The following is a 21,379-nucleotide window of genomic DNA, read 5'->3' as shown; positions in this document are numbered from 1 at the left end:
GAAAAAAGAAAAATGAAGAAGTCAGCAGTTGTTTTCCTTTTTGCTGCGCTGTTCTCGATCAGCGCAATGGCTCAATCCGTACAGGAAGGCGTTAGCAATTGGTATGCGGAACGCTACCAGAGTGCCCGTTCCATTTTTGAAAAATTAATCGCGGCCAACCCCAATAATTTAGAAGCCGTTTACTGGCTTGGCCAAACCTTGCTCGGGCAGGGCGACGTGGCCGGTGCAAAAGCCTTGTACCAAAAAACATTATCAACTAACGGCAACGCGCCGTGGATTTTGGCTGGCATGGGACAGATTGATTTGATGGAAGGCCGTGCTGCCGAGGCCCGCGCCAAGTTTGATGCGGCCCTTGCCGGAAGTAAAGGAAAGAAAGGTAACGATCCTTCGATTCTTACCGCTGTGGCCCGCGCCAATGTGCAACCATATAGCGATGACAAGAAGGTAGGCGATTTGGATTACGCCATTGCTAAATTGAATGAAGCCGCACAATTAGCCCCGAATAACGCGGACCTTTTCGTTGTGTTGGGCAACGCTTACCGCAAAAAGCATCAGGGCGGCGATGCCGTGCAAGCCTACCGCAAGGCGGGCACTTTTGCCCCGGCTTTGTACCGTACTGCCAGCATTTATCAGTCGCAGCAAAACTGGGATGCCGTGTTGGAATATTTGAATTCTACCATTGCTGCCGACCCTAAATTTGCGCCGGCATACGAAACGCTTTATGCCTACAGCATCACCGAAAAAAGAGACCCGGAAGCCGCTGATAAATGGGGTAAGCTCTACGTTTCCAATTCAGACCCAAGCGCGGACAACGATTATATTTTGGCGTCAACAGCCTACGTGCGGAAAGATTTTCAGGGCGCCATTAACATCGCAAACAAAATTTTGCAGGCTACCAACAACAACCCCAAGGCTCGCGTTTACCGCTTGCTTGCCTATGCGTACCAAGACTTAAAAGACACGGCAAAGGCTTGCGATTATTCCAATCGTTTTTTGACCCGCGCCGCGGCTACCAACGATGAATTATTGGCCAATGATTACTTGCTTCACGCAACCACTTGCGGCATTGGTAATCCGGTTATTGTGCAGCAGGACATTGCCAAGGCCCTGCAGATTGACACAGCAAGGAGCCAGCAGGTTTCTTTGCTGAATAAGTTCATTACATCAGCCCGTGCGGCCGGCCAGCGTGATTTAGAAGCCAACCTGATGTTGACTTCTGCACACCTGCGTGGACAAGCCACTCCTGCCGAACTCTTTTACATTGGCACCTTATTTTATTACACAAAGAACTTTCAAACCAGCGACAGCGTGCTTACTGCTTACATTACAGCGGCGCCTGATTCACTTCAGGGTTATTACTGGCGTGGGTTGACGAGATTGGGAATTGATACAGCCAGTACACAAGGTTTGGCCGTTCCTGATTTTGAAAAAACCGTGCAGTTGGCCGAAGCCGATAAGGTGCGGTTTAAACCTCAAGGCACACAGGCTTCACAACTTCTGACCATTTACCAGGCCAATGTAAAACACGATAAAGCAGCCGCTTTAGCAGCCGTAGCTAAGGGCCTGGAGTTTGACCCGACAAACGAGACCTTGTTGGGAATCCAAAGACAGCTTTCGGGTGGCAAAACAACGCCGCCACCGGCAAAGACGGAAACAAAAACAAAGACTTCTGCCGACAGTACAAAGACGAAGACAAAAACAAAAGGCAAATAAGCGTTTCACCTTACAAAAAGCCTCCTCTTTGCGGGAGGCTTTTTTATGCGGTTTAAAGCTGCAAAGAATGCTCGGACGTTTGGTAATCCTAACTTATTTTTGCTCGCATTCCGAAAAACTATGTTTCCTCTACTTCAAGCAGATTTGAGCAAAGCCATATCCGATGTGAACTCAGCCGCCAGTTGGCTTCCTATTGCTTTCCAGTTTTTGTTTGCGTTCGGCATGATCGGCACGTTGCTGGTTGTAACGCACCTGCTTGGACCTAAACGCAAAACCACCGACAAACTGCAAACCTTCGCATCGGGTATTGAAAGCCACGGCGAAGCCCGGCAGCCAATGGCCATCAAATATTTTCTGGTGGCAATTCTGTTTGTGTTGTTCGATGTTGAGATTATCTTTTTTTACCCTTACGCGGTTAATTTCAAAGGCCTTGGTTGGAGCGGTTTTTGGGCGGTGTTTATGTTCGTTGCCTTCTTTTTGTGCGGCTTTATCTACATCATCAAGAAGAAAGCATTGGAGTGGGAGGATTAGAACTTAAAATGTAAAATCTAAAATGAAGAATGTAAAAACTAAGCCAGCCGGTTTTCGATTTTACATTTTGCATTTTACATTCAAAATTTAGAATTATGGCTCGTCCGGTTTCATATAATATCAAAGAAAAGCCTTTAGAAAAGGACATCAGCATCGTGGACATGCCCGATGGCTATCAAGGCGAAGGTTTCTTCGCAACGAAGTTGGGTGACGTAGTAGGCTTGGCAAGAAAGAATTCTCTCTGGCCGCTTCCCTTTGCGACAAAATGTTGCGGCATCGAATTCATGGCAACGATGGCTTCGCATTACGACCTGGCAAGGTTTGGGGCCGAGCGGGTTGGCTTCTCGCCGCGGCAATGCGATTTGCTGATGATAATCGGGCTTATCTCAAAAAAAATGGCGCCTGTTGTAAAGCAGGTTTATCTGCAAATGGCGGAGCCCCGGTGGGTGATGGCCATTGGCGCTTGTGCATCCAGCGGCGGAATTTTTGATACCTACAGTGTGTTGCAGGGCGTGGACCAGGTGATACCCGTAGATGTTTACGTACCAGGCTGCCCACCAAGACCGGAAGCCATTCTTGACGGGTTTATGAAAGTGCAGGAAATTGTAGGAAAGGAAAGTTTGCGAAGAAGAAACAGCGATCATTATAAAAAATTGTTGGAGAGTTACGGAATACAATAGCAATTGCCGAATTATCAAATTGTCGAATTACAGAAATGGCTTTAAGCAACGAATACATCAAGCAAAAACTGCAGGCAACGTTTGGCGAAGACGTTTACGGATTTGAGGAGCCTTACGGCATGCTTACCTTTGAAACCAAGCCCGAACTTAACCTGAAACTGATGCGGTTTTTATTTGACGAACCCGCATTGGGTTTTCAGTTTCTGACCGACCTGACGGCCGTTCATTATCCGGCGTACCAGGGCCGCGAACTGGCGGTTGTTTACCACTTGCACAACCTGGTGGAAAACTGCCGCATCCGCTTCAAAGTGTTTGTGCCCATTGTAAAGCCGGATGTTTTTAGCGCAACAAAAATCTTTGAGGCCGCCAACTGGCTGGAGAGGGAAGCCTACGATTTCTACGGTGTCAATTTTGTTGGACACCCGAATTTAATCCGGATTCAGAACGTGGACGAGATGGATTACTTCCCGCTGCGGAAAGAATACCCGCTGGAAGACCAGACGAGAATTGACAAAGATGACGAGATGTTCGGCAGAGGCGGAACGTTTGATTTCGGCAACAGGCATCCTGATGGTTCACCCATGACCATACCGGCTGCTGAAAAAGCCGAATAGACTTGTTGCCGCACAAGAGTGCGACGCAACGAGTGTTCAATAGATTTACAAAAGCTGACTACAAAAATTGATGTCTACGACAGAAAAACATATCACACTTCCGGAAGGAAGCATCGAAAAAACAACCACCAAAATAAACCTTGGTCCTACGCACCCGGCCACGCACGGTGTGTTTCAAAACATCCTGGAACTGGACGGCGAAAAAATTGTTTCCGCTGAACAAACCATTGGGTATGTGCACCGGGCCATTGAAAAAATTGCCGAACGCCGACCGCTGTATCAAATTACGCCATTGACTGACCGGCTGAATTACTGCTCGTCGCCCATCAACAACATGGGATGGCACTTGACCTGCGAAAAATTACTGGGCGTTCAAACGCCAAAGCGGGTTGATTACCTCCGCGTCATCATCATGGAGTTGGCACGAATTGCCGACCACTTGATATGCAATTCGATTGTGGGAGTGGATGCGGGAGCTTACACTGGCTTTTTGTACCTGATGCAATACCGCGAACTTATTTATGAAATCTGGGAACAGGTTTGCGGTGCCCGCCTTACAACCAACATCGGACGCATCGGCGGTTTCGAACGGAACTTCAACAACATTGCCTGGGAAAAACTTGATAAATTTCTGGCTGAATATCCTAAGGCCTTAAAAGAGTTTGAAAACCTTTTTGTGCGCAACCGCATCTTCATGGAACGCACCATTGGCGCAGGACCCATCAGCGCGGAAAGAGCCCTGAACTACGGCTTTACCGGCCCAAACCTGCGGGCTGCGGGAGTAGATTATGATGTAAGGGTTCATACGCCTTATTGCAGTTATCAGGATTTTGAATTTAACGTTCCTACCGGCACTACCGGCGATTGCTACGATCGTTTTTTGGTCCGCGAAGAAGAAATGTGGGAATCCCTGAAAATTATTGAACAGGCTTATCGAAAAGTGCAGGAGTTTAAAGGTGCAGAAGCCGAAGTTTTTCATGCCGACGTTCCTGAATATTATTTGCCGGAAAAGAAGGATGTGTACACCAAAATGGAGGCGCTCATTTACCACTTCAAAATCATCATGGGTGAGGTGGACATGCCGCCCGGCGAAGTGTATCACGCAGTAGAAGGCGCAAACGGAGAATTGGGCTTTTACCTGATCAGCGACGGCGGCCGCAGCCCGTACAGAATGCACATCAGGAGACCGTGTTTTATTTATTACCAGGCATACGAGGAATTGGTAAAAGGCAGCATGTTGAGCGATGCCATCATTGTGATGTCTTCGCTGAATTTGATTGCCGGTGAGATGGACGGGTAAAGCCAATTAGCCAATTCGGCAATTTGCAAATGCGATTGTCGAATAGCTGAATTATCAAACTGTCGAATTGTTATAGATGAATTTTTCAGAACAAAAATTAGAAAAGGTCAAAGAAATCATTGCCCGCTATCCCGAGGGAAAGCACAAGAGTGCATTGATTCCTTTGCTGCATTTGGCACAGGAGGAAAACAACGGATGGCTGAGCGTGGAGGCAATGGATTACGTTGCCGGCCTGCTTCAATTAAAACCCATCGAGGTTTACGAAGTGGCTACGTTTTACAGCATGTACAATCTCAAACCCGTTGGCCGCTATCTTTTTGAAGTTTGCCAAACCGGTCCCTGCATGCTCAACGGCAGCGACAACATCATCGGTTACATCCAGGAAAAGCTGAACATCAAAGTGGGTGAAACAACACCGGACGGAATGTTTACTTTAAAAACCGTTGAGTGTCTTGGCGCTTGCGGCTATGCACCCATGATGCAGATGGGCAAGTTTTACAAAGAGCACCTGACCAAAGAAAAAGTAGATCAAATTATTGACGAATGCAGGCACACTGCAGCAACGAACAACTAATGAAAAAAACAATCTTTCTTGCCTTTGTTCTCTTTGCCGGTATCGCGGTCTTTGCACAATCGAAGGATGAAAAAGAACTGGTTGAACGCACTTATCTTTTAAGCCACACGGTATTTGGTTCGAAAGACAGTTTAACGCTGGAAGATTTGTTTGCCAAAAAAGCAACCTACGGTCATTCACACGGCAACCTGCAAACAAGAGAGCAGGCCATCGCAGGCATTACAAAGAACAAATCAAGATACACCGATACAGCGGTAAGCAACGTGCAGGTTTTGAAGTACGATGATGACGTTGCCATCGTTCGTCATCTTTTCAAGGCGAACGAAAACAAAGTTGACGGCACCGTTACGCCGTTAAATTTTGCGATGATGCTGGTGTGGGTAAAAGAAAAAAAGAAATGGCGTTTGTTGGGACGTCAGGCCGTAAGCATTCAGTAAGGTTTTGATCATTAAAACGATTGAATATGCAAATCACACCTTATCTCATTTTCGACGGCAATTGCGAAGAAGCCTTGAACTTCTACGCAAAGATTTTAAGCGGCAACGTTAGCGGTTTAATGCGCTACAAAGACGCCCCCGGCGAGAACCGCATGGGAATGGCCGGCGACAAAGTCATGCATTCGCATCTTGATGTTGACGGCAATGTATTGATGATGGCGTCTGATGGTCCCGGTGGCGGTCAAGGAACGGCATCGGCACACTTGAGTTTAAATTTCAAAGATGCAGACAGCATTAAAGCAGCTTACACGGCCCTGCAGGACGGCGGCAAAGTGAGCATGCCTTTGCAGGATACCTTTTGGGGCGCTACGTTTGGCATGTTAACCGACAAGTATGGCGTGAACTGGATGTTCAACTATGACAAGCCGAAGAACAATTAAAAATTAAAAAGTAAAAAGTCAAAACAAGAACACCTTCTGAATTTTGACTTTTGAATTTTGACTTGGATCGATGGGCAGAAAACTTTTATTAGAAAAAGCAGGCATCGAAAACATCAGGCAGTACGATGTTTACCGGCAGAACGGCGGCTATTCCGCACAGGAAAAAGCCTACAAGATGGCGCCTGCGGATATTATTGAGGAAGTAAAGAAAAGCGGCTTGCGTGGTCGCGGCGGCGCGGGTTTTCCAACAGGATTGAAGTGGAGTTTTCTGGCCAAGCCAGAAGGCGTTCCGCGTTACCTCGTTTGCAACGCCGACGAATCGGAGCCCGGTACGTTTAAAGACCGTTACCTGATGGAATTTTTGCCGCACCTTTTCATTGAAGGTCTGGCGATTTCTTCTTATGCTTTGGGCGCAAATACTTGCTACATCTACATCCGCGGCGAGTACGCCTGGATACCCGATATTCTTGAACAAGCCATTGCCGAAGCCAGGAATGCAGGCTTTTTGGGTAAGAATATTTTAGGAACCGGTTTTGATTTAGAAATTTATGTGCAGCGCGGCGCCGGCGCTTATATCTGCGGCGAAGAAACTGCCTTGCTTGAATCACTCGAAGGCAAACGCGGCAACCCAAGAATCAAACCGCCGTTTCCGGCGGTGAAGGGTTTGTGGGGTTGTCCAACAGTTGTAAACAACGTAGAGACACTTGCAGCCGTTGTTCCCATCATCAACATTGGCGGCGAAGAATATGCAAAGATTGGCATCGGCAAATCAACCGGCACAAAGTTGATTTCTGCCTGCGGTAACATCAACAAGCCCGGCGTGTACGAAATTGACATGACCATCTCGGTAGAAGAATTTCTTTACAGCGATGAATATTGCGGCGGCATTCCGAACGGCAAGCGATTGAAAGCCTGCATCCCGGGTGGTTCTTCTGTGCCCATCGTACCCGCAAACCTTTTGTTGAAAACGGCAAAGGGAGAGAAGCGCATGATGACCTACGAAAGCCTTGCCGATGGCGGCTTTCAAACCGGTACGATGATGGGTTCGGGTGGATTTATTGTGTTGGACGAAGACCAGTGCGTTGTTCGCCACACTCTCACACTTGCACGTTTTTATCGCCACGAAAGCTGCGGGCAGTGTTCGCCTTGCCGCGAGGGAACGGGTTGGATGGAAAAGATTCTGCAAAACATTGAATACGGCAAAGGCAAGATGAGTGATATTGATTTGTTGTGGGACATTCAAAGCAAGATTGAAGGCAATACGATTTGCCCGCTTGGTGATGCGGCGGCCTGGCCGGTGGCAGCAGCCATTCGTCATTTCAGAGACGAATTTGAGTGGCACGTATTGAATCCTGAAGAATCGCAAAAACGAAATTTTGGATTGGCACATTATGCTGATCCGTTGGAAGTATCTGTAGCATAATTACAAAATGGCTGAAGAAAAAAAACTGTTTAAAGTAACGATAGACAACATCACCACCGAAGTGGAGCCGGGAACGACCATCCTGATGGCTGCCCGTAAAATTGGTGGCGACATTGTGCCGCCTACTATGTGTTATTACAGTAAGCTGCAAAACACCGGCGGTTATTGCCGCACTTGCCTGGTAAAAGTAACGGCCGGTTCCACGGCAGATCCACGGCCGATGCCGAAGTTGGTGGCAAGTTGCCGTACGGCGGTGATGGACGGTATGGTGGTGGAAAACATCACTAACCCGGCGGTGCTGGAAGCAAGAAAAGGCGTGGTGGAATTTCTGCTGATCAACCACCCACTTGATTGTCCTGTATGTGACCAGGCCGGCGAATGCGACTTGCAAGACCTGAGCTACGAACACGGCACCGAAGGAACCCGCTCCGAGTTCAGACGCCGAACCTTTGAGCGTATTGACATTGGCCCCTACATTCAATTGCACATGACCCGCTGCATTCTTTGCTACCGTTGCGTGCACACGGCTAACCAAGTTGCAGGCAGCCGTGAACACGGCGTTTTAGACAGAGGCGACCATGCGCAAATTGCAACTTATATTCAGCAGTCACTGGAAAGTCCAATGATTGGGAACGTGATTGACGTTTGCCCGGTGGGTGCGTTAACGGATAGAACCTTTCGTTTCAAGAACCGCGTGTGGTTTACCAAGCCAATGGATGCGCACCGTGACTGTCCACATTGCAAAGGCAGCGTACGACTGTGGCTGCGCGGAGATGATGTGCTGCGTGTGACGGCCCGTAAAGACCAATGGGGTGAGGTGGAAGACTGGATTTGCAACGAATGCCGCTTTGAGAAAAAGAAGGTAAGTGATTGGGTAATCGAAGGTCCGACGCAGTTGAATCGTCATTCGGTTATAAATGCCGGCCATTACACGAATGCAGCAAAGCCAACCGAATTTTTAAAAGAAGTGATGAACGGCCATGCCCCGCGACTGTTGCTGGACATTCACACTGTTAGTGGCGTAAACATGGTAGATCTAAATGATTTACCCGGGCCGGCCACCGGCGCTACGTTCAACGGCAATCCAAATGCGTTTGGACATAACCCAACGGACGTAAAGGAAGGCGTGGGCAGAAACATGGCTGGAACCGACAGCACGAATCCGAATACACCGTAAGAATACTGAACAGACGAATGAGAAGAGATGATTTAGAAGTGCGAAGAGATATTGCTGAATAGACTTGCCAAACGCACAAGAGTGCGACGCAACAAAAGCCGAAGAGAATTGCAAAAGTTAAGTGCATAAATAAAAAGTAACGGTTAAAAGGCTGATAGCCGTAATCTGATTGCTGAAAGCTCAACTATGTTATTACAAATTGATTGGTTCATTATTATTGAAAAGTTTATTCTCATCGCGGTGATTGTAACCACGGCTTTGATTGTGGCGATGTACAGCACCTATGCGGAACGGAAAATCGCGGCTTTTTTGCAGGACAGGAGAGGGCCAAACCGTGCCGGTCCTTTTGGGTTATTGCAACCGCTGGCCGATGGCGTAAAGCTGTTCATGAAGGAGGAAATTATCCCGCTGACTTCATCCAAAACACTGTTCATTATGGGACCGTTGCTGGCCATGATTACCGCAACGATGACGAGTGCCGTAATTCCCTGGGGCTGGACGATTGACGTGGCCGGACGGCAGGTGCCCTTGCAAATTGCCGACGTGAACATCGGCATCCTTTACATTTTTGGCGTGGTGAGTTTGGGGGTATACGGCATCATGATCGGGGGATGGGCTTCCAACAACAAGTTCTCGCTGCTGGCGGCCGTTCGTGGGGCATCGCAAATGATCTCTTACGAATTGGCAATGGGCCTTTCGTTAATTGCGGTGCTAATGCTTGTCGGCGACCTGCGCATGAGCGCCATCGTTACGCACCAAACGCAACACGGATGGAATATCATTTACCAGCCTTTGGGCTTTCTCATCTTTTTTGTGTGCGCACTGGCCGAATGTAATCGCACGCCGTTCGATTTACCCGAAGCCGAAAACGAATTGAACTTTGGTTATCACCAGGAGTATTCGTCCATGAAATTGGGCTTTTACCTTTTTGCTGAATATATCAACATGTTCATCAGCGGTGTGGTGATGTCGACGCTTTTTTTCGGCGGTTATGACATTCCCTTTGTGAACGAAGCAGCGTGGGGAGCGCATTGGTGGGTGGGATTGATTGGCTTTGCCGTACTGATGGCGAAAGCGTTCGCCTTCATCTTCCTGTTCATGTGGATCCGCTGGACCATCCCGCGGTTCCGTTACGATCAGTTGATGAACCTTGGCTGGAAAGGCTTGCTGCCGCTGGCTTTGGTAAATATGCTGATCACAGCCGTTGTGGTTTTGCTCTTAAATAAATAAACTGTTTTCCGGCAAATGCCTGAAGCAAAACGGCTAATTTTGCGGCCGTTAAAAAGGAGAAGAGAAATTTAATGCAAGCGTTAACCAATAGAAAAAAACAAGTCGAACGCAAGCCGATGACGCTGATGGAAAAGCTTTACCTGCCTTCCATCTTTAAAGGCATGGGCATTACGTTCTCGCACTTGTTCAAGAAGAAACCCACAATTAGTTACCCGGAACAGCAGCGTCCGTTTCCCTCTGTGTTTCGCGGCCTGCACATTTTAAACCGCGACGAGGAAGGCCGCGAACGCTGCACCGCCTGCGGCCTTTGTGCCGTGGCTTGTCCGGCAGAGGCCATTACAATGGAAGCCGCCGAACGTCAGCCCGGTGAAGAACACTTGTTCCGCGAAGAAAAATATGCGGCCAAATACGAGATAAACATGTTGCGCTGCATTTTCTGTGGCTTGTGCGAAGAGGCTTGCCCGAAAGACGCCATTTACCTAACGCAAACCGTTGCGCCGGCTAACTATGGCCGCAAGGGCTTTATTTATAAAAAAGAAGATTTGCTGATTCCCGATCCAACAACCGACCGCGAGGCCTACGAGAAAGCCAAGGGCACAATTGGAACGGGTGTGAAATAATATTTAACCAACTGCATGGGCATTACACAAATTCTTTTTTGGGCACTCACCGCACTGGCACTCTTTAGTGCGTTGATGGTGATTACCAGCAAAAATCCGGTGTACAGTGTGCTTTGGCTCATTGTCACCTTCTTCACCATTTCCGGTCATTATCTTTTGCTGAACGCACAATTTCTCGCCATTGTGAACATCATTGTTTACGCTGGCGCCATCATGGTTTTGTTTCTCTTCGTTATTATGCTCATGAATTTGAGCAAAGACACCGAGCCGCAAAAAAGCAAATGGCTCAAACTGGCGGGCGCCGTTGCGGGTGGTTGCTTGTTGCTGGTGTTGGTAGCGGCTTTGCGCAACACCGAAACACGCATGACGGAATTGGGCAGCGGTGATATTGGCCTTATTCAAAACCTCGGGCGGGAACTGTTTACGCATTACGTGGTACCGTTCGAAATCGCAAGCATTCTTTTTTTAAGCGCAATGGTGGGAGCGGTGATCATCGGCAAGCGTGAGGAGAAAAGTCCTGTACACGAAGAAATCAAAAAGGTAGAAGCGATTCAAAACGAAATGAACGTTTCCGAATCCGTTTCGTAAACCGAAAGCAAATCATGGACATAAAATATTACATCTTCCTTTCCGTTGCCTTGTTCGTCATCGGCATTGTGGGTGTGCTCACCCGCCGCAACGCCATCATTATATTCATGTGCATCGAACTGATGCTGAACGCGACAAACCTGTTGCTCGTGGCATTTTCAAAAATGCATTACCTGGCCGGCAAGGCAACGAACGCAACGGCGGGCATAGACGGACAGTTGTTCGTATTCTTCATCATGGTAGTAGCCGCGGCGGAAGTCAGCGTGGGTTTGGCCATTATTGTGATGCTGTACCGCAACACGCATTCGGTGGACGTAAACTTTTTGAACAGACTAAAACATTAAGCAGCCTTCAGCTATCAGCTGTCAGCATTCAGCTGATTGCCGATAGCTGACAGCTGATAGCTCAAATATGAAGAACTTAATTTTACTCATACCGCTTTTGCCTTTTCTGGGTTTTTTGATTAACGGCTTGTTGCGCAGGCAACTTAGCAAAGGATTGATTGGCGTGATTGGCAGCGGAACGGTTCTGGCTTCCTTCATCATTAGCCTTTACGCTTTTTTTAACCTTGATGCCATCGGCGGCGGACAAGCCATTAGCTCCAGTGCAAGAATCGTTGGCAATCCCGTTCTTCGTTATTTTGATTTTATCAACGTTGGTGATTTAAAAGTCCCCTTCGCGTTTCAGATTGACCAACTTTCGTCTCTCTTTTTATTAATCATTACCGGCGTTGGTTTTCTCATCCATCTTTATTCAACGGCTTACATGCACGAAGAAAAGCGGGAGCACTTCGGCCGCTACTTCGCTTATTTGAATTTGTTTGTGTTCTCGATGTTGCTGCTGGTGATGGGCGCCAATTACGTCATCATGTTCATCGGTTGGGAAGGCGTGGGACTTTGTTCTTATTTGTTGATTGGTTACTGGTTTAAAAACATTGATTATACAAAGGCTGCCAAGAAGGCTTTTGTGATGAACCGCATCGGCGACTTTGGGTTTCTGCTCGCTATCTTCTGGATCATTTCAAAAGTGCACACCACCAATTTCACCGACGTCTTTTTGCATCTTTCAAGCTTTTCTACAAAAGATTTAATCGGCATTACACTGTTGTTGTTTTTGGGTGCAACGGGCAAGAGTACGCAAATTCCTTTGTACACCTGGTTGCCCGATGCCATGGCCGGTCCTACGCCGGTGTCTGCGTTAATCCACGCGGCAACGATGGTGACTGCCGGCATTTACATGATAGCCCGCAGCAACGCACTCTATTCATTAGCGCCAATTACGCTGAACGTTGTGGCCATTATTGGCGCGGCTACGGCCTTGCTTGCAGCAACGATAGCACTTCGTCAAAACGACATTAAAAAAGTGTTGGCTTATTCAACGGTCAGTCAACTCGGGTATATGTTTCTGGCACTGGGAACCGGCGCTTACATAGCCGCGGTATTTCACGTCATGACGCATGCCTTCTTTAAAGCCCTTTTGTTTCTTGGCTCTGGCTCTGTGATTCATGCCGTCAGCGGCAATCAGGACATTCGCGCCATGGGCGGCCTGCGCAAAGCCTTGCCCGTTACTTACACAACGTTTTTAATTGGCTGTTTGGCCATTGCGGGCATTGCGCCGCTGAGCGGTTTCTTTTCAAAAGACGCCATTTTGCTAAGTGCTTTTGAGCACAACAAAATTTTGTGGGTGATTGGTTTGCTTACCGCAGGCCTTACCGCATTTTATATGTTCCGCTTGCTGTTCATCACCTTTAGCGGAACCTTTAGAGGTACGGAAGAACAACGGCATCACATTCACGAAAGCCCCGCGGCCATGACGATCCCGCTCATCGTTCTTGCGGTGCTTTCCATTGTGGGCGGCTTTGTAAACGTTCCGGGAGTGTTCATGCGCGGCGGCGAAAAACTGACGGCCTTTTTAAGCCCTGTGATTCCGGTTAACGAAGGCGCAGCTGTTTCGCATTCTACCGAATGGATGTTGATGGGATTAACGACTGCGGTTGCAGTGATCGCCATCGTGATTGCCTGGAGTCGTTACAGAAGATATAAGGAAGAAAAGGAAACGCCGCTTGCCCGCACGCTGGAAAACAAATGGTACGTGGATGAACTCTACGACGCCATCGTTGTAAAGCCATTGAACAGCTTGGGCAAAGCAGTAAACACGTTTATCGAACGCGGCACCATTGACGCCATGGTAAACGGTGTAGGAAGGCTTGTTAATTACGGAAGCCGGCAACTGCGCTGGCTGCAAAGCGGACAGGTAGGCGCTTACGTGCTGCTGATGGTGATTAGCATGGTGTTGTTGTTTATTGTGCAGTTCTTTCTGCGGAAATAAAAATTAAAAAGTAAAAAGTCAAAACGAGGCTAGTTTTTGCGTTTTGATTTTTGCATTTTGACTTAATATGATTGTACTGTTACTTTTTTTGGTTCCATTAATCGGCGGGCTTGTTTCTTTTTTTCTTAGAGAAGACAAGGCTATTCGCGGTTGGGCTTTGTTGGTTTCTTTTGTGGCGCTTGCGCTTGCAATCGTAGGCAATGTTTCATCAACCGCTGAAACTTCTTTACAATATTCTACGCCGTGGCTGGGAACGCTCAATTCAAATTTTGCGCTAAAGCTGGATGGCCTGGGAAAGATTCTTTGCCTGCTCACGGCCGTTGCTTATCCTGTCATTTTCCTCTCCACCTGGAACTCGACTTACCGCAAGCCCTATAACTTTTTTGGTTTGATGTTGCTCACGCAAGCCGGTTTGATTGGCGTGTTCACGTCAATGGACGCACTGGCCTTTTATTTCTTTTGGGAGTTGGCTTTGATACCTGTTTACTTTTTGTGTTCGGGTTGGGGCGGTGAAAGAAGAGTACAGGCAACGTTCAAGTTTTTCATTTACACATTTACCGGCTCGGTGCTCATGCTCATTGGGCTTTTGTATCTCTATTTTCTTACACCCGACCGTTCTTTTTCCATTGAATCGTTTTATCGTCTTGCAGAAATAAAAGGCTGGAACCAATCGCTGGTGTTTTGGCTGCTCTTCGGCGCCTTTGCGGTGAAGATGCCCATCTTTCCCTTTCACACCTGGCAGCCCGATACTTACGAGCAATCGCCAACAGCGGTAACCATGGTGTTAAGTGGTTTGATGGTGAAAATGGGCGTGTACGGCATGATTCGCTGGGTAATGCCGGTGGTGCCGAATGCGGCTTGGAGCTGGGGCGATGTGGTTTCAACCCTGGCCGTTATCGGTGTTGTTTATGCCTCCATACTTGCCATTCAGCAAAACGATTTAAAACGCCTGATCGCTTACTCTTCCATTGCGCACATCGGCATTATGGCGCTGGCTATTTTTTCTGAAACACACATTGCTTTGCAGGGTGTGATGATGCAGATGTTTAACCACGGCATCAATATCATTGGCTTGTGGATCGTTGTGGAATTAATCGAGCGCCAATTTGGTACACGCAAACTTTCGGAGCTTGGTGGCCTTGCGGCCAAGGCGCCTTCGCTCGCCATTTTGTTGGTGGTGATGGCACTGGCCAATATTTCGCTTCCGCTGACCAATGCTTTTGTGGGTGAGTTCATGATGTTCAGCGGCATCTTTGGTACAACGCTTACGAAGTACAACGTTGTGTTCACCGTGTTTGCTTTATTGAGCATTATTCTGGCTGCGGTGTACATGCTCACCATGATTCAAAAAGTTTTCTTTGGCGAGGTGAACGAACGCACTGCGAATGCGGTGGATATTCGCTTGTCCGAAAAGCTGGCGTTGAGCATTCTGGTTGTTCTGGTGTTTGCCTTCGGCGTTTATCCGCAACCTTTGCTGAACATCACCAACGGCTTTGCAGAATCAATTATCAACACGTCAACCAAGGCATTGTCTCAAACTCTTTCCAGATAATATGAACGCAATAATTTTTTCGGCGGTTTCAGGTGTGATCATGATGTTCAGTGGCTTTGGCCTGAAGAACAGCGCGGTGCGATCGCTGGCATTGGCGCTTCTTTCGCTTGTCATCGTCAGTGCTGTATTTGAATTGCGCGGCATCGCCTTCTTCCACATCAACACGGGGGGCATGTTATCGTTTGATCATTTTGCACTTCTCTTTACCTTGATTGCAACGGTGTCAACGCTGGTGTTTTTTCTTTTGTCGGCAAGAGATATGGAGAAGATTGGCCTAAATTATTCCGATTATTTTGCGCTTATCTTTTTTGTATTGAGCGGCGTGATCATTTCGGCTTCTTTCCAATCGCTGCTCATGCTTTTTTTGGGCATCGAAATCATGTCCATTCCACTGTATATTTTGACGGGAAGCGACAAGCGAAGCCTCAAAAGCAACGAGGCTTCGCTGAAATATTTTTTGATGGGTTCTTTTTCAACGGGACTGATGCTGATGGGCATTGCGTTGATTTACGGAGCGGCGGGAACCTTCAGTACCGTGAACATCATTCTGCCCGAAGGCAAAGTGCCGGTCTTGTTTGTAACGGGCTTGTTGTTTTTGCTTTTTGCGCTTTCGTTTAAAGTATCGGCGGCGCCTTTTCATTTTTGGACCCCGGATGTTTATGACGGTGCGCCAACGGTGATCACGTCTTTCATGGCAACGGTGGTAAAGGCTGCGGGCTTTATCGCTTTCATGCGTTTGTTTTCCGATGCCTTCCGCACTATCGGCGGCGAATGGAAATTGATCGTTGCCATTGTCGTTGCGGCCACTTTATTTATTGGCAACATTACGGCCGTTTTTCAACAAAGCGTCAAGCGCATGTTGGCTTATTCGTCCATTTCGCAGGCGGGCTTTATGATGCTAGCCGTTTATACCCTTACTGCCGAAGCAAAGGAAGGTTTGTTGCTTTACGGCGCGGCTTATTCGTTAGCGACTATCGGCATTTTTGCGGTGCTGGCTAAAATGAAAGATTACACCTTTGACGGCTTCAACGGCTTTGCCAAACAACAGCCGCTTGTGGCCGCAACCCTGGTCATCTTTTTACTTTCATTAGCGGGTATTCCGTTAACGGCTGGTTTCCTTTCAAAGTTTTACATGTTGAGCGCAACCGTATCGGTGGGCAACGTGTGGCTAGCCGTCTTTGCCGTACTGATGGCGGCTATTTCTGTTTACTATTATTTCCGGCTCATTCAGGCCATGTACTTTAAGGATGGAACGGCTACGCTGCCTTCTGTTTCTATGGGCTTTAAAGTTACGCTTGTGGCCGTGGCGGCCATAACGGTTATTCTTGGGGTATATCCCAATCTGCTTCTTTACTGGTTGTACTTTTAAGGCGGGTAACAAATCGTTATTTCGATAGAAACCTCTCTGAAATCCAGAGAGGTTTTAGTTTGAACGATTATATTGGACGGCTACTGACTAATCGCTTCTCCCGACTATCTTCGGTTTCATAAATGAAGTTCGCCGATCTTCTATCTCTTTCCTTTCACACCGTTCGCAGCAATCGTTTACGAAGCGGCATTACCGTTGCCATTATCGCCCTCGGTATAACAGCATTGGTAGGTATCATCACGGCCATTGGCGCAATGAACCAAAAGCTTACCGAGAGCTTTTCCAACATGGGCGCTAATGGTTTTACCATCCGGTTTAAAGACCGCGGCTTTCGCGTGAGCAACAACCGCGAACTAAACGTAAAACGCAAGAGTGAAAAACAACAAAAGAAGTCAAACCTTAACCGGCCCATTACTTTGGAAGAAGCCGAAAGCTTTGCGATGCTTTACCGTTATCCTTCGCAGATAAGCTTGATGAATTTTGCGGGCAACAATGCTAACGTCTCTACCGCTTCACGAAAAACGAACCCAACTGTTGCCTTAATTGGCGGTGATGAAAATTATCTTGACTTAAACGGCTTCAGCATACAAGGGGGTCGAAATTTATCCAGAGCCGATGTTGTTTCCACAGCGGCTGTTTGCCTCTTGGGATATGACGTTGCCAAAAAATTATTTGGCGATGATGTTTCCATTGCAACGGGCAAGGAGGTGCGCATTAATAACGGCCTGTACAAGATAATCGGAGTATTGAAAAGCCGCGGATCCACGTTTGGCTTTAGCCGCGACAATGTGGCAATTGTGGGTTATAAAAACCTGGCTCAATACTTTGCTGCGAACTCGTTTGCCATTGGTGTAAAAACAAGCGGCATCAACCGGGTAGAACAAGCTATGGGCGAAGCGGAGGGAACGTTCCGAAACGTTCGAAAGCTTTCCGTAACGGAAGAGAGCAATTTTGTTTTGGAACGCAGCAACAGCGTCGCGGAGAAAGCCATGAAGAGTTTGGGTTACATAACGGCTGCCGTTACCATCATTGGTCTCATCACCTTAATTGGCGCTGCCATCGGGCTCATGAACATCATGCTTGTAGCGGTTACGGAACGCACCAAAGAAGTGGGACTGATAAAAGCCATCGGCGGAAAGCGTTCATCCATCCACACCCAGTTTTTAACCGAGGCGGTTTTGCTAAGTTTGGCCGGGGCCGTCGTTGGCATTGCATTGGGAATTGTGTTGGGCAATTTGTTTGGTATAGTGTTGCAAACAGCCTTTGTTGTTCCCTGGAACTGGATCGTATACGGCGTTGTTATTTGTACGGTTGTGGGCTTGGCCGCAGGCCTTTATCCAGCGTTAAAAGCGGGGCGTTTAAACCCTGTTGAAGCCTTGCGTTACGAATAAGAAATTTATTTAGGTGGAAAGCCCGAATGCCAACTATCTTCTTAACTTTAGCCGGATTTAAATTCAGTTTTCGTTCCTGTCAGTAAAAAAAAATCAGTACGTCAACAATCAATTCATTTTTTCAGTAGAATTGCGACTGAAACCCAAATCAATTTTCAACTTCAACTTTTAAAATCAACAATCATGGCAGAGTCTAGACCGACTGCAAGTGCAACTTCAACAGTGAAAGCGGCAACATCCGTACAGGCAAAAAAAACGAGCAATTCAATTTCGTGGGTTGCACCCGTGTTTTGTGTCATCGCCGGTTATTGCATCTGGCGTTTTTTAATGGGCAACCCCAACGGTTTTAATACACCCGGTCACGACGGTTGGTTCTGGCCAACGCATAGAAATCCCAAAGGCGCCTTTAACCGCATTTACGAAGGCGGTATCATCGTACCGCTGCTGATTGGCATGTTCCTGATGGTGATAACTTTTTCTATTGAGCGTTTTTTAACCATCAGCAAAGCGCTGGGCAACGGCTCTATCGCCGATTTTATTCGCAAGGTGCAATACCATTTGGCCAACCGCAACGTGGACGCTGCGTTGAGCGAATGCGACAAGCAACGCGGTTCCGTGGCTAACGTGATGAAAGCCGGTTTGCGCCGTTACAAAGAAATGATTACCGAACAAGGTTTGGATACTGATCAGAAAGTGTTGGCCATTCAAAAAGAAGTGGAAGAAGCGACAGCCCTGGAGCTTCCAATGCTTTCTAAAAACCTGGTATTCCTTTCTACCATTACATCGGTTGGTACATTGATCGCCCTTTTGGGTACGGTAATCGGTATGATTAAATCATTCTCTGCTCTTGGTGAAGCATCCGGTGGTGGCGACGCAAGTGCCCTGGCGGTTGGTATCTCCGAAGCCTTGTACAACACGGCCCTCGGTATCGGCACATCGGCTTTGGCGCTCATCATGTACAACGTATTCACCACAAAGATTGACAGCATTACTTACGGCATTGATGAATCAGGCTTCACCTTAACACAATCTTTTGCCTCTTTGTACAAATAAGAGCGCAAGGGTTTATGGAATAAGGAAGACAATTCACTCTCATTATCAAATTTTTTTCAAACATGCCAAGTGTCAAAATACCGCGCAAAAGCACAGACTTCGACATGACGCCCTTTGTGGACGTTGCGTTCCTGATTCTGTCGTTTTTTATGCTGGCAACAAAATTTAAACCACCGGAAAAAGTTTCCGTTGTTACACCCAAATCCGTATCGGCTGATAAGTTGAAGGAGCAAGATGCCTTGCAGGTGACGTTCGATTCTTCGGGCCGGGTGTTCTTTACGATGACCCTTTTGAAACCCGATCAAAACAACGGCTTTTACGATGAACTGATCTCTTCAATTAATGCGGCAAAAAACCTGGGATTAACACCGGCCGATAAAGCGGCTTTCAAAAAAGTTCCGATTGTAGGCGTTCCCTTTTCCCAACTGAAGGCTTCGTTGGAAGGACAAAAGGTTCCGGAAACGGGCATACCGGTTGATTCGACAAACAACGAACTTTCTCAATGGGTAGCCAGTGCAAACGACGTGTTTCGTCAGCACTCGGACCAGAACATTAAAGTGAACTACATGATCAAAGGCGATAACCACGCAGTTTATCCAGCCTTCAAAGGCGTCATTGATGCGTTTCGCCAGAACCAGGTTTTTCGCTTTCAACTGATTACAGATCCGCGGGGCGTACCGTCGGGAACCGAGTACTACGACATACTTGAAAAGAAACGATCTTAACAACAAAAAAAAGTTACCATGGCACAAATGGATGTAGCCGCCGGGGATAGTGGCCACAAGAAAGGCCCGGGGGTGAAGAAGTCTAAAAAGCTTTCAACACGGGTGGACATGACGCCGATGGTTGATTTGGGGTTTCTGCTCATCACGTTCTTTATTTACACAACAACGATGAGCACACCCAACACGACAAAGCTGAACATGCCCAAAAAAGAGGAGGATAAAACCCAGCAAATGGAAGTGGAAAAATCGGGTCTGCTCACCATCTTGCTTGGAAAGGGTGACCAGATTTATTACTATGAAGGGGAGTTAAAACCCGATGGATCAAACTTTATGACGAGCTCTTATGATCCAAATTCGGAACAGGGCATTCGTAAAGTGCTTCAAAAAAAGAAGGCTCAGGTGATTGCTGCCTGGACGCCCAATCCGGCCATTAAGGATGACTCGAAAGACCGGGCGTTTACCGTCATTATCAAGCCCAGCAAAGAGGCTAACTACGGCCGCACAGTAGACATTCTGGATGAAATGACGATCAACAACATTTCGCGTTACGCTATCATTGACATCTCCGATCCTGAAAGTACGGTACTGAACCTGGCGTCCCAACGGAATGGGGGTAAATAGCCTCTGATTTATGGAATGCTTTAGCAGAAGCATCTAATAACAAACAACAACATGGAAGCAAACAAAATACTGCAGTCAGACATTCTTGATCTGGTCTTTGAAGGCCGGAACAAGGACTACGGGGCGTACGAGTTGCGCAAGACGTACAACAAGCGCATCGTTATGGCACTTAGCATCGTGGTGGTGATACTGGTTGGCATATTCCTTTACTCAGTCGTTCTGTCGAAGCTTTTTGCTTCGAAGAAAAGTTCGGCTGACCTGGAACAAACAGAGATTACCTTGAAAGACATCAAGGATGAACCACCGCCGCCACCGCCGCCACCGCCGCCACCGCCGCCAAAAACACCGCCTCCTCCGAAGATTGAAACGGCGAAATTTATTGAAAACATCAAGCCCGTAGAAAAGCCGGTGGAACCACCGCCGCCGCAAGAAAAACTGGATCAGGTGCAAGTAAGTAACGCAAATCAGGAAGGTGTAAAAGTATCAGGTCCGCCGCCGCCACCGCCTGTTGACGCGGGCAAGGGTGTGGTAACCCCACCTCCACCGGAAGACGAAAACAAGGTTTTTGAAAAGGTAGAAATTGAAGCCAGCGTTAACCCGGCCCAATGGCGCCGCCACCTGGAGAACCAGTTGCAGCGTTACATTGAAGATGCGGTGCAGCAAGGCATGGCACCCGGTAATTATACAGTGAACATCCGCTTCCTTGTTGAAAAGGACGGAAGTATTGCCGACGTAAGAGCGCTAAACGATCCAGGGTATGGATTGGCTACCGGGGCGGTAGAAGTGGTAAAGAAAGGACCCAAATGGTCGCCAGGCGAGCAGAACGGTAAAAAAGTTCGTTCGTATCACACGCAGCCCATTACTTTCCAGATCCAGGAGCAATAGAGCAACAAAGATTTCGATCAACAAATTTGAAACCTCTGTCAAACGGCAGAGGTTTTTTATTTTCTCGTTGTCTCTAATGCAAGTGCATAAGAGAGAATAGATTTCGGTCTCTGCTTTTCTTCCGTCTT

At 47.6% G+C, this 21,379-nt stretch carries 22 protein-coding genes; all 22 read left to right on the top strand.

The genetic code is table 11. From position 1 onward, the window contains the following. Positions 1–12: 12 nt before the first annotated feature. Complete coding sequence (locus FSB75_RS11795; RefSeq protein WP_146787496.1) at positions 13–1,713, top strand: tetratricopeptide repeat protein; 1,701 nt, start codon at positions 13–15, stop codon at positions 1,711–1,713. Between the two features lie 120 nt (positions 1,714–1,833). Further along, positions 1,834–2,244, top strand: coding sequence for an NADH-quinone oxidoreductase subunit A (locus FSB75_RS11790; RefSeq protein ID WP_146787493.1), 411 nt, complete (start codon positions 1,834–1,836; stop codon positions 2,242–2,244). Positions 2,245–2,339: 95 nt separating this feature from the next. Continuing rightward, positions 2,340–2,924, top strand: a complete 585-nt coding sequence (locus tag FSB75_RS11785) for an NADH-quinone oxidoreductase subunit B (RefSeq protein WP_146787490.1) — start codon at positions 2,340–2,342, stop codon at positions 2,922–2,924. Between the two features lie 35 nt (positions 2,925–2,959). Continuing rightward, positions 2,960–3,538, top strand: a complete 579-nt coding sequence (locus FSB75_RS11780) for an NADH-quinone oxidoreductase subunit C (RefSeq protein WP_146787487.1) — start codon at positions 2,960–2,962, stop codon at positions 3,536–3,538. Between the two features lie 70 nt (positions 3,539–3,608). Next, positions 3,609–4,838 carry an NADH-quinone oxidoreductase subunit D gene (locus FSB75_RS11775; protein ID WP_146787484.1) on the top strand — a complete coding sequence of 410 codons (1,230 nt, stop codon included), beginning with the start codon at positions 3,609–3,611 and terminating at the stop codon, positions 4,836–4,838. Between the two features lie 76 nt (positions 4,839–4,914). Then, a complete protein-coding gene (locus FSB75_RS11770; RefSeq protein WP_146787481.1) occupies positions 4,915–5,412 on the top strand; it encodes an NADH-quinone oxidoreductase subunit NuoE family protein in 498 nt (165 codons plus the stop codon). After that, positions 5,412–5,849 carry a nuclear transport factor 2 family protein gene (locus FSB75_RS11765; RefSeq protein WP_172623129.1) on the top strand — a complete coding sequence of 146 codons (438 nt, stop codon included), beginning with the start codon at positions 5,412–5,414 and terminating at the stop codon, positions 5,847–5,849. Before FSB75_RS11770 ends, FSB75_RS11765 begins: the two co-directional genes overlap by 1 nt. Positions 5,850–5,875: 26 nt before the next feature. Then, a complete protein-coding gene (locus FSB75_RS11760) occupies positions 5,876–6,289 on the top strand; it encodes a VOC family protein (RefSeq protein ID WP_146787475.1) in 414 nt (137 codons plus the stop codon). A gap of 70 nt (positions 6,290–6,359) precedes the next feature. Beyond that, complete coding sequence (nuoF, locus tag FSB75_RS11755; RefSeq protein ID WP_146787472.1) at positions 6,360–7,712, top strand: NADH-quinone oxidoreductase subunit NuoF; 1,353 nt, start codon at positions 6,360–6,362, stop codon at positions 7,710–7,712. 7 nt (positions 7,713–7,719) lie between these two features. Further along, positions 7,720–8,889: a 2Fe-2S iron-sulfur cluster-binding protein gene (locus FSB75_RS11750; RefSeq protein WP_146787469.1), complete on the top strand. Its 1,170-nt coding sequence runs from the start codon at positions 7,720–7,722 to the stop codon at positions 8,887–8,889. Positions 8,890–9,075: 186 nt separating this feature from the next. Next, complete coding sequence (nuoH, locus tag FSB75_RS11745; protein ID WP_172623128.1) at positions 9,076–10,119, top strand: NADH-quinone oxidoreductase subunit NuoH; 1,044 nt, start codon at positions 9,076–9,078, stop codon at positions 10,117–10,119. A 71-nt stretch (positions 10,120–10,190) separates the two neighbouring features. Continuing rightward, complete coding sequence (nuoI, locus tag FSB75_RS11740; RefSeq protein ID WP_146787466.1) at positions 10,191–10,739, top strand: NADH-quinone oxidoreductase subunit NuoI; 549 nt, start codon at positions 10,191–10,193, stop codon at positions 10,737–10,739. A gap of 15 nt (positions 10,740–10,754) precedes the next feature. Further along, a complete protein-coding gene (locus tag FSB75_RS11735; RefSeq protein WP_146787463.1) occupies positions 10,755–11,327 on the top strand; it encodes an NADH-quinone oxidoreductase subunit J family protein in 573 nt (190 codons plus the stop codon). Between the two features lie 14 nt (positions 11,328–11,341). Beyond that, complete coding sequence (nuoK, locus tag FSB75_RS11730) at positions 11,342–11,671, top strand: NADH-quinone oxidoreductase subunit NuoK (RefSeq protein WP_146787460.1); 330 nt, start codon at positions 11,342–11,344, stop codon at positions 11,669–11,671. Positions 11,672–11,738: 67 nt separating this feature from the next. Continuing rightward, positions 11,739–13,655, top strand: a complete 1,917-nt coding sequence (nuoL, locus tag FSB75_RS11725; protein ID WP_146787457.1) for an NADH-quinone oxidoreductase subunit L — start codon at positions 11,739–11,741, stop codon at positions 13,653–13,655. Between the two features lie 67 nt (positions 13,656–13,722). Continuing rightward, complete coding sequence (locus tag FSB75_RS11720) at positions 13,723–15,207, top strand: complex I subunit 4 family protein (protein ID WP_146787454.1); 1,485 nt, start codon at positions 13,723–13,725, stop codon at positions 15,205–15,207. A 1-nt stretch (position 15,208) separates the two neighbouring features. Further along, positions 15,209–16,576, top strand: a complete 1,368-nt coding sequence (locus FSB75_RS11715; RefSeq protein WP_146787451.1) for an NADH-quinone oxidoreductase subunit N — start codon at positions 15,209–15,211, stop codon at positions 16,574–16,576. Between the two features lie 122 nt (positions 16,577–16,698). Beyond that, complete coding sequence (locus tag FSB75_RS11710; protein ID WP_146787448.1) at positions 16,699–17,967, top strand: ABC transporter permease; 1,269 nt, start codon at positions 16,699–16,701, stop codon at positions 17,965–17,967. 183 nt (positions 17,968–18,150) lie between these two features. Next, the gene (locus tag FSB75_RS11705; RefSeq protein ID WP_146787445.1) at positions 18,151–19,020 is read left to right on the top strand and encodes a MotA/TolQ/ExbB proton channel family protein; all 870 of its coding nucleotides are present in this window, start codon (positions 18,151–18,153) and stop codon (positions 19,018–19,020) included. A 62-nt stretch (positions 19,021–19,082) separates the two neighbouring features. After that, positions 19,083–19,745 carry an ExbD/TolR family protein gene (locus FSB75_RS11700; protein ID WP_146787442.1) on the top strand — a complete coding sequence of 221 codons (663 nt, stop codon included), beginning with the start codon at positions 19,083–19,085 and terminating at the stop codon, positions 19,743–19,745. Between the two features lie 18 nt (positions 19,746–19,763). Then, on the top strand, positions 19,764–20,366 hold the full coding sequence (locus tag FSB75_RS11695; RefSeq protein WP_146787439.1) for an ExbD/TolR family protein: 603 nt from the start codon (positions 19,764–19,766) through the stop codon (positions 20,364–20,366). 51 nt (positions 20,367–20,417) lie between these two features. After that, positions 20,418–21,251 carry an energy transducer TonB gene (locus tag FSB75_RS21825; protein ID WP_172623127.1) on the top strand — a complete coding sequence of 278 codons (834 nt, stop codon included), beginning with the start codon at positions 20,418–20,420 and terminating at the stop codon, positions 21,249–21,251. Positions 21,252–21,379 lie beyond the last annotated feature (128 nt).

It is taken from the genome of Flavisolibacter ginsenosidimutans (assembly GCF_007970805.1).
Taxonomy (GTDB): Bacteria; Bacteroidota; Bacteroidia; order Chitinophagales; family Chitinophagaceae; genus Flavisolibacter; species Flavisolibacter ginsenosidimutans.
This window is presented reverse-complemented; position numbering and strand designations above follow the sequence as displayed.

Coding starts and splice junctions, on each gene's coding strand:
- FSB75_RS11750 (WP_146787469.1), top strand. CDS start 7,720: ATGGCTGAAGAAAAAAAACTGTTTAAAGTAACGATAGACAACATCACC.
- FSB75_RS11700 (WP_146787442.1), top strand. CDS start 19,083: ATGCCAAGTGTCAAAATACCGCGCAAAAGCACAGACTTCGACATGACG.
- FSB75_RS11705 (WP_146787445.1), top strand. CDS start 18,151: ATGGCAGAGTCTAGACCGACTGCAAGTGCAACTTCAACAGTGAAAGCG.
- FSB75_RS11785 (WP_146787490.1), top strand. CDS start 2,340: ATGGCTCGTCCGGTTTCATATAATATCAAAGAAAAGCCTTTAGAAAAG.
- FSB75_RS21825 (WP_172623127.1), top strand. CDS start 20,418: ATGGAAGCAAACAAAATACTGCAGTCAGACATTCTTGATCTGGTCTTT.
- nuoL (WP_146787457.1), top strand. CDS start 11,739: ATGAAGAACTTAATTTTACTCATACCGCTTTTGCCTTTTCTGGGTTTT.
- nuoF (WP_146787472.1), top strand. CDS start 6,360: ATGGGCAGAAAACTTTTATTAGAAAAAGCAGGCATCGAAAACATCAGG.
- FSB75_RS11795 (WP_146787496.1), top strand. CDS start 13: ATGAAGAAGTCAGCAGTTGTTTTCCTTTTTGCTGCGCTGTTCTCGATC.
- FSB75_RS11695 (WP_146787439.1), top strand. CDS start 19,764: ATGGCACAAATGGATGTAGCCGCCGGGGATAGTGGCCACAAGAAAGGC.
- FSB75_RS11775 (WP_146787484.1), top strand. CDS start 3,609: ATGTCTACGACAGAAAAACATATCACACTTCCGGAAGGAAGCATCGAA.
- FSB75_RS11780 (WP_146787487.1), top strand. CDS start 2,960: ATGGCTTTAAGCAACGAATACATCAAGCAAAAACTGCAGGCAACGTTT.
- FSB75_RS11770 (WP_146787481.1), top strand. CDS start 4,915: ATGAATTTTTCAGAACAAAAATTAGAAAAGGTCAAAGAAATCATTGCC.
- FSB75_RS11710 (WP_146787448.1), top strand. CDS start 16,699: ATGAAGTTCGCCGATCTTCTATCTCTTTCCTTTCACACCGTTCGCAGC.
- nuoH (WP_172623128.1), top strand. CDS start 9,076: ATGTTATTACAAATTGATTGGTTCATTATTATTGAAAAGTTTATTCTC.
- FSB75_RS11790 (WP_146787493.1), top strand. CDS start 1,834: ATGTTTCCTCTACTTCAAGCAGATTTGAGCAAAGCCATATCCGATGTG.
- FSB75_RS11735 (WP_146787463.1), top strand. CDS start 10,755: ATGGGCATTACACAAATTCTTTTTTGGGCACTCACCGCACTGGCACTC.
- FSB75_RS11765 (WP_172623129.1), top strand. CDS start 5,412: ATGAAAAAAACAATCTTTCTTGCCTTTGTTCTCTTTGCCGGTATCGCG.
- nuoK (WP_146787460.1), top strand. CDS start 11,342: ATGGACATAAAATATTACATCTTCCTTTCCGTTGCCTTGTTCGTCATC.
- FSB75_RS11720 (WP_146787454.1), top strand. CDS start 13,723: ATGATTGTACTGTTACTTTTTTTGGTTCCATTAATCGGCGGGCTTGTT.
- nuoI (WP_146787466.1), top strand. CDS start 10,191: ATGCAAGCGTTAACCAATAGAAAAAAACAAGTCGAACGCAAGCCGATG.
- FSB75_RS11715 (WP_146787451.1), top strand. CDS start 15,209: ATGAACGCAATAATTTTTTCGGCGGTTTCAGGTGTGATCATGATGTTC.
- FSB75_RS11760 (WP_146787475.1), top strand. CDS start 5,876: ATGCAAATCACACCTTATCTCATTTTCGACGGCAATTGCGAAGAAGCC.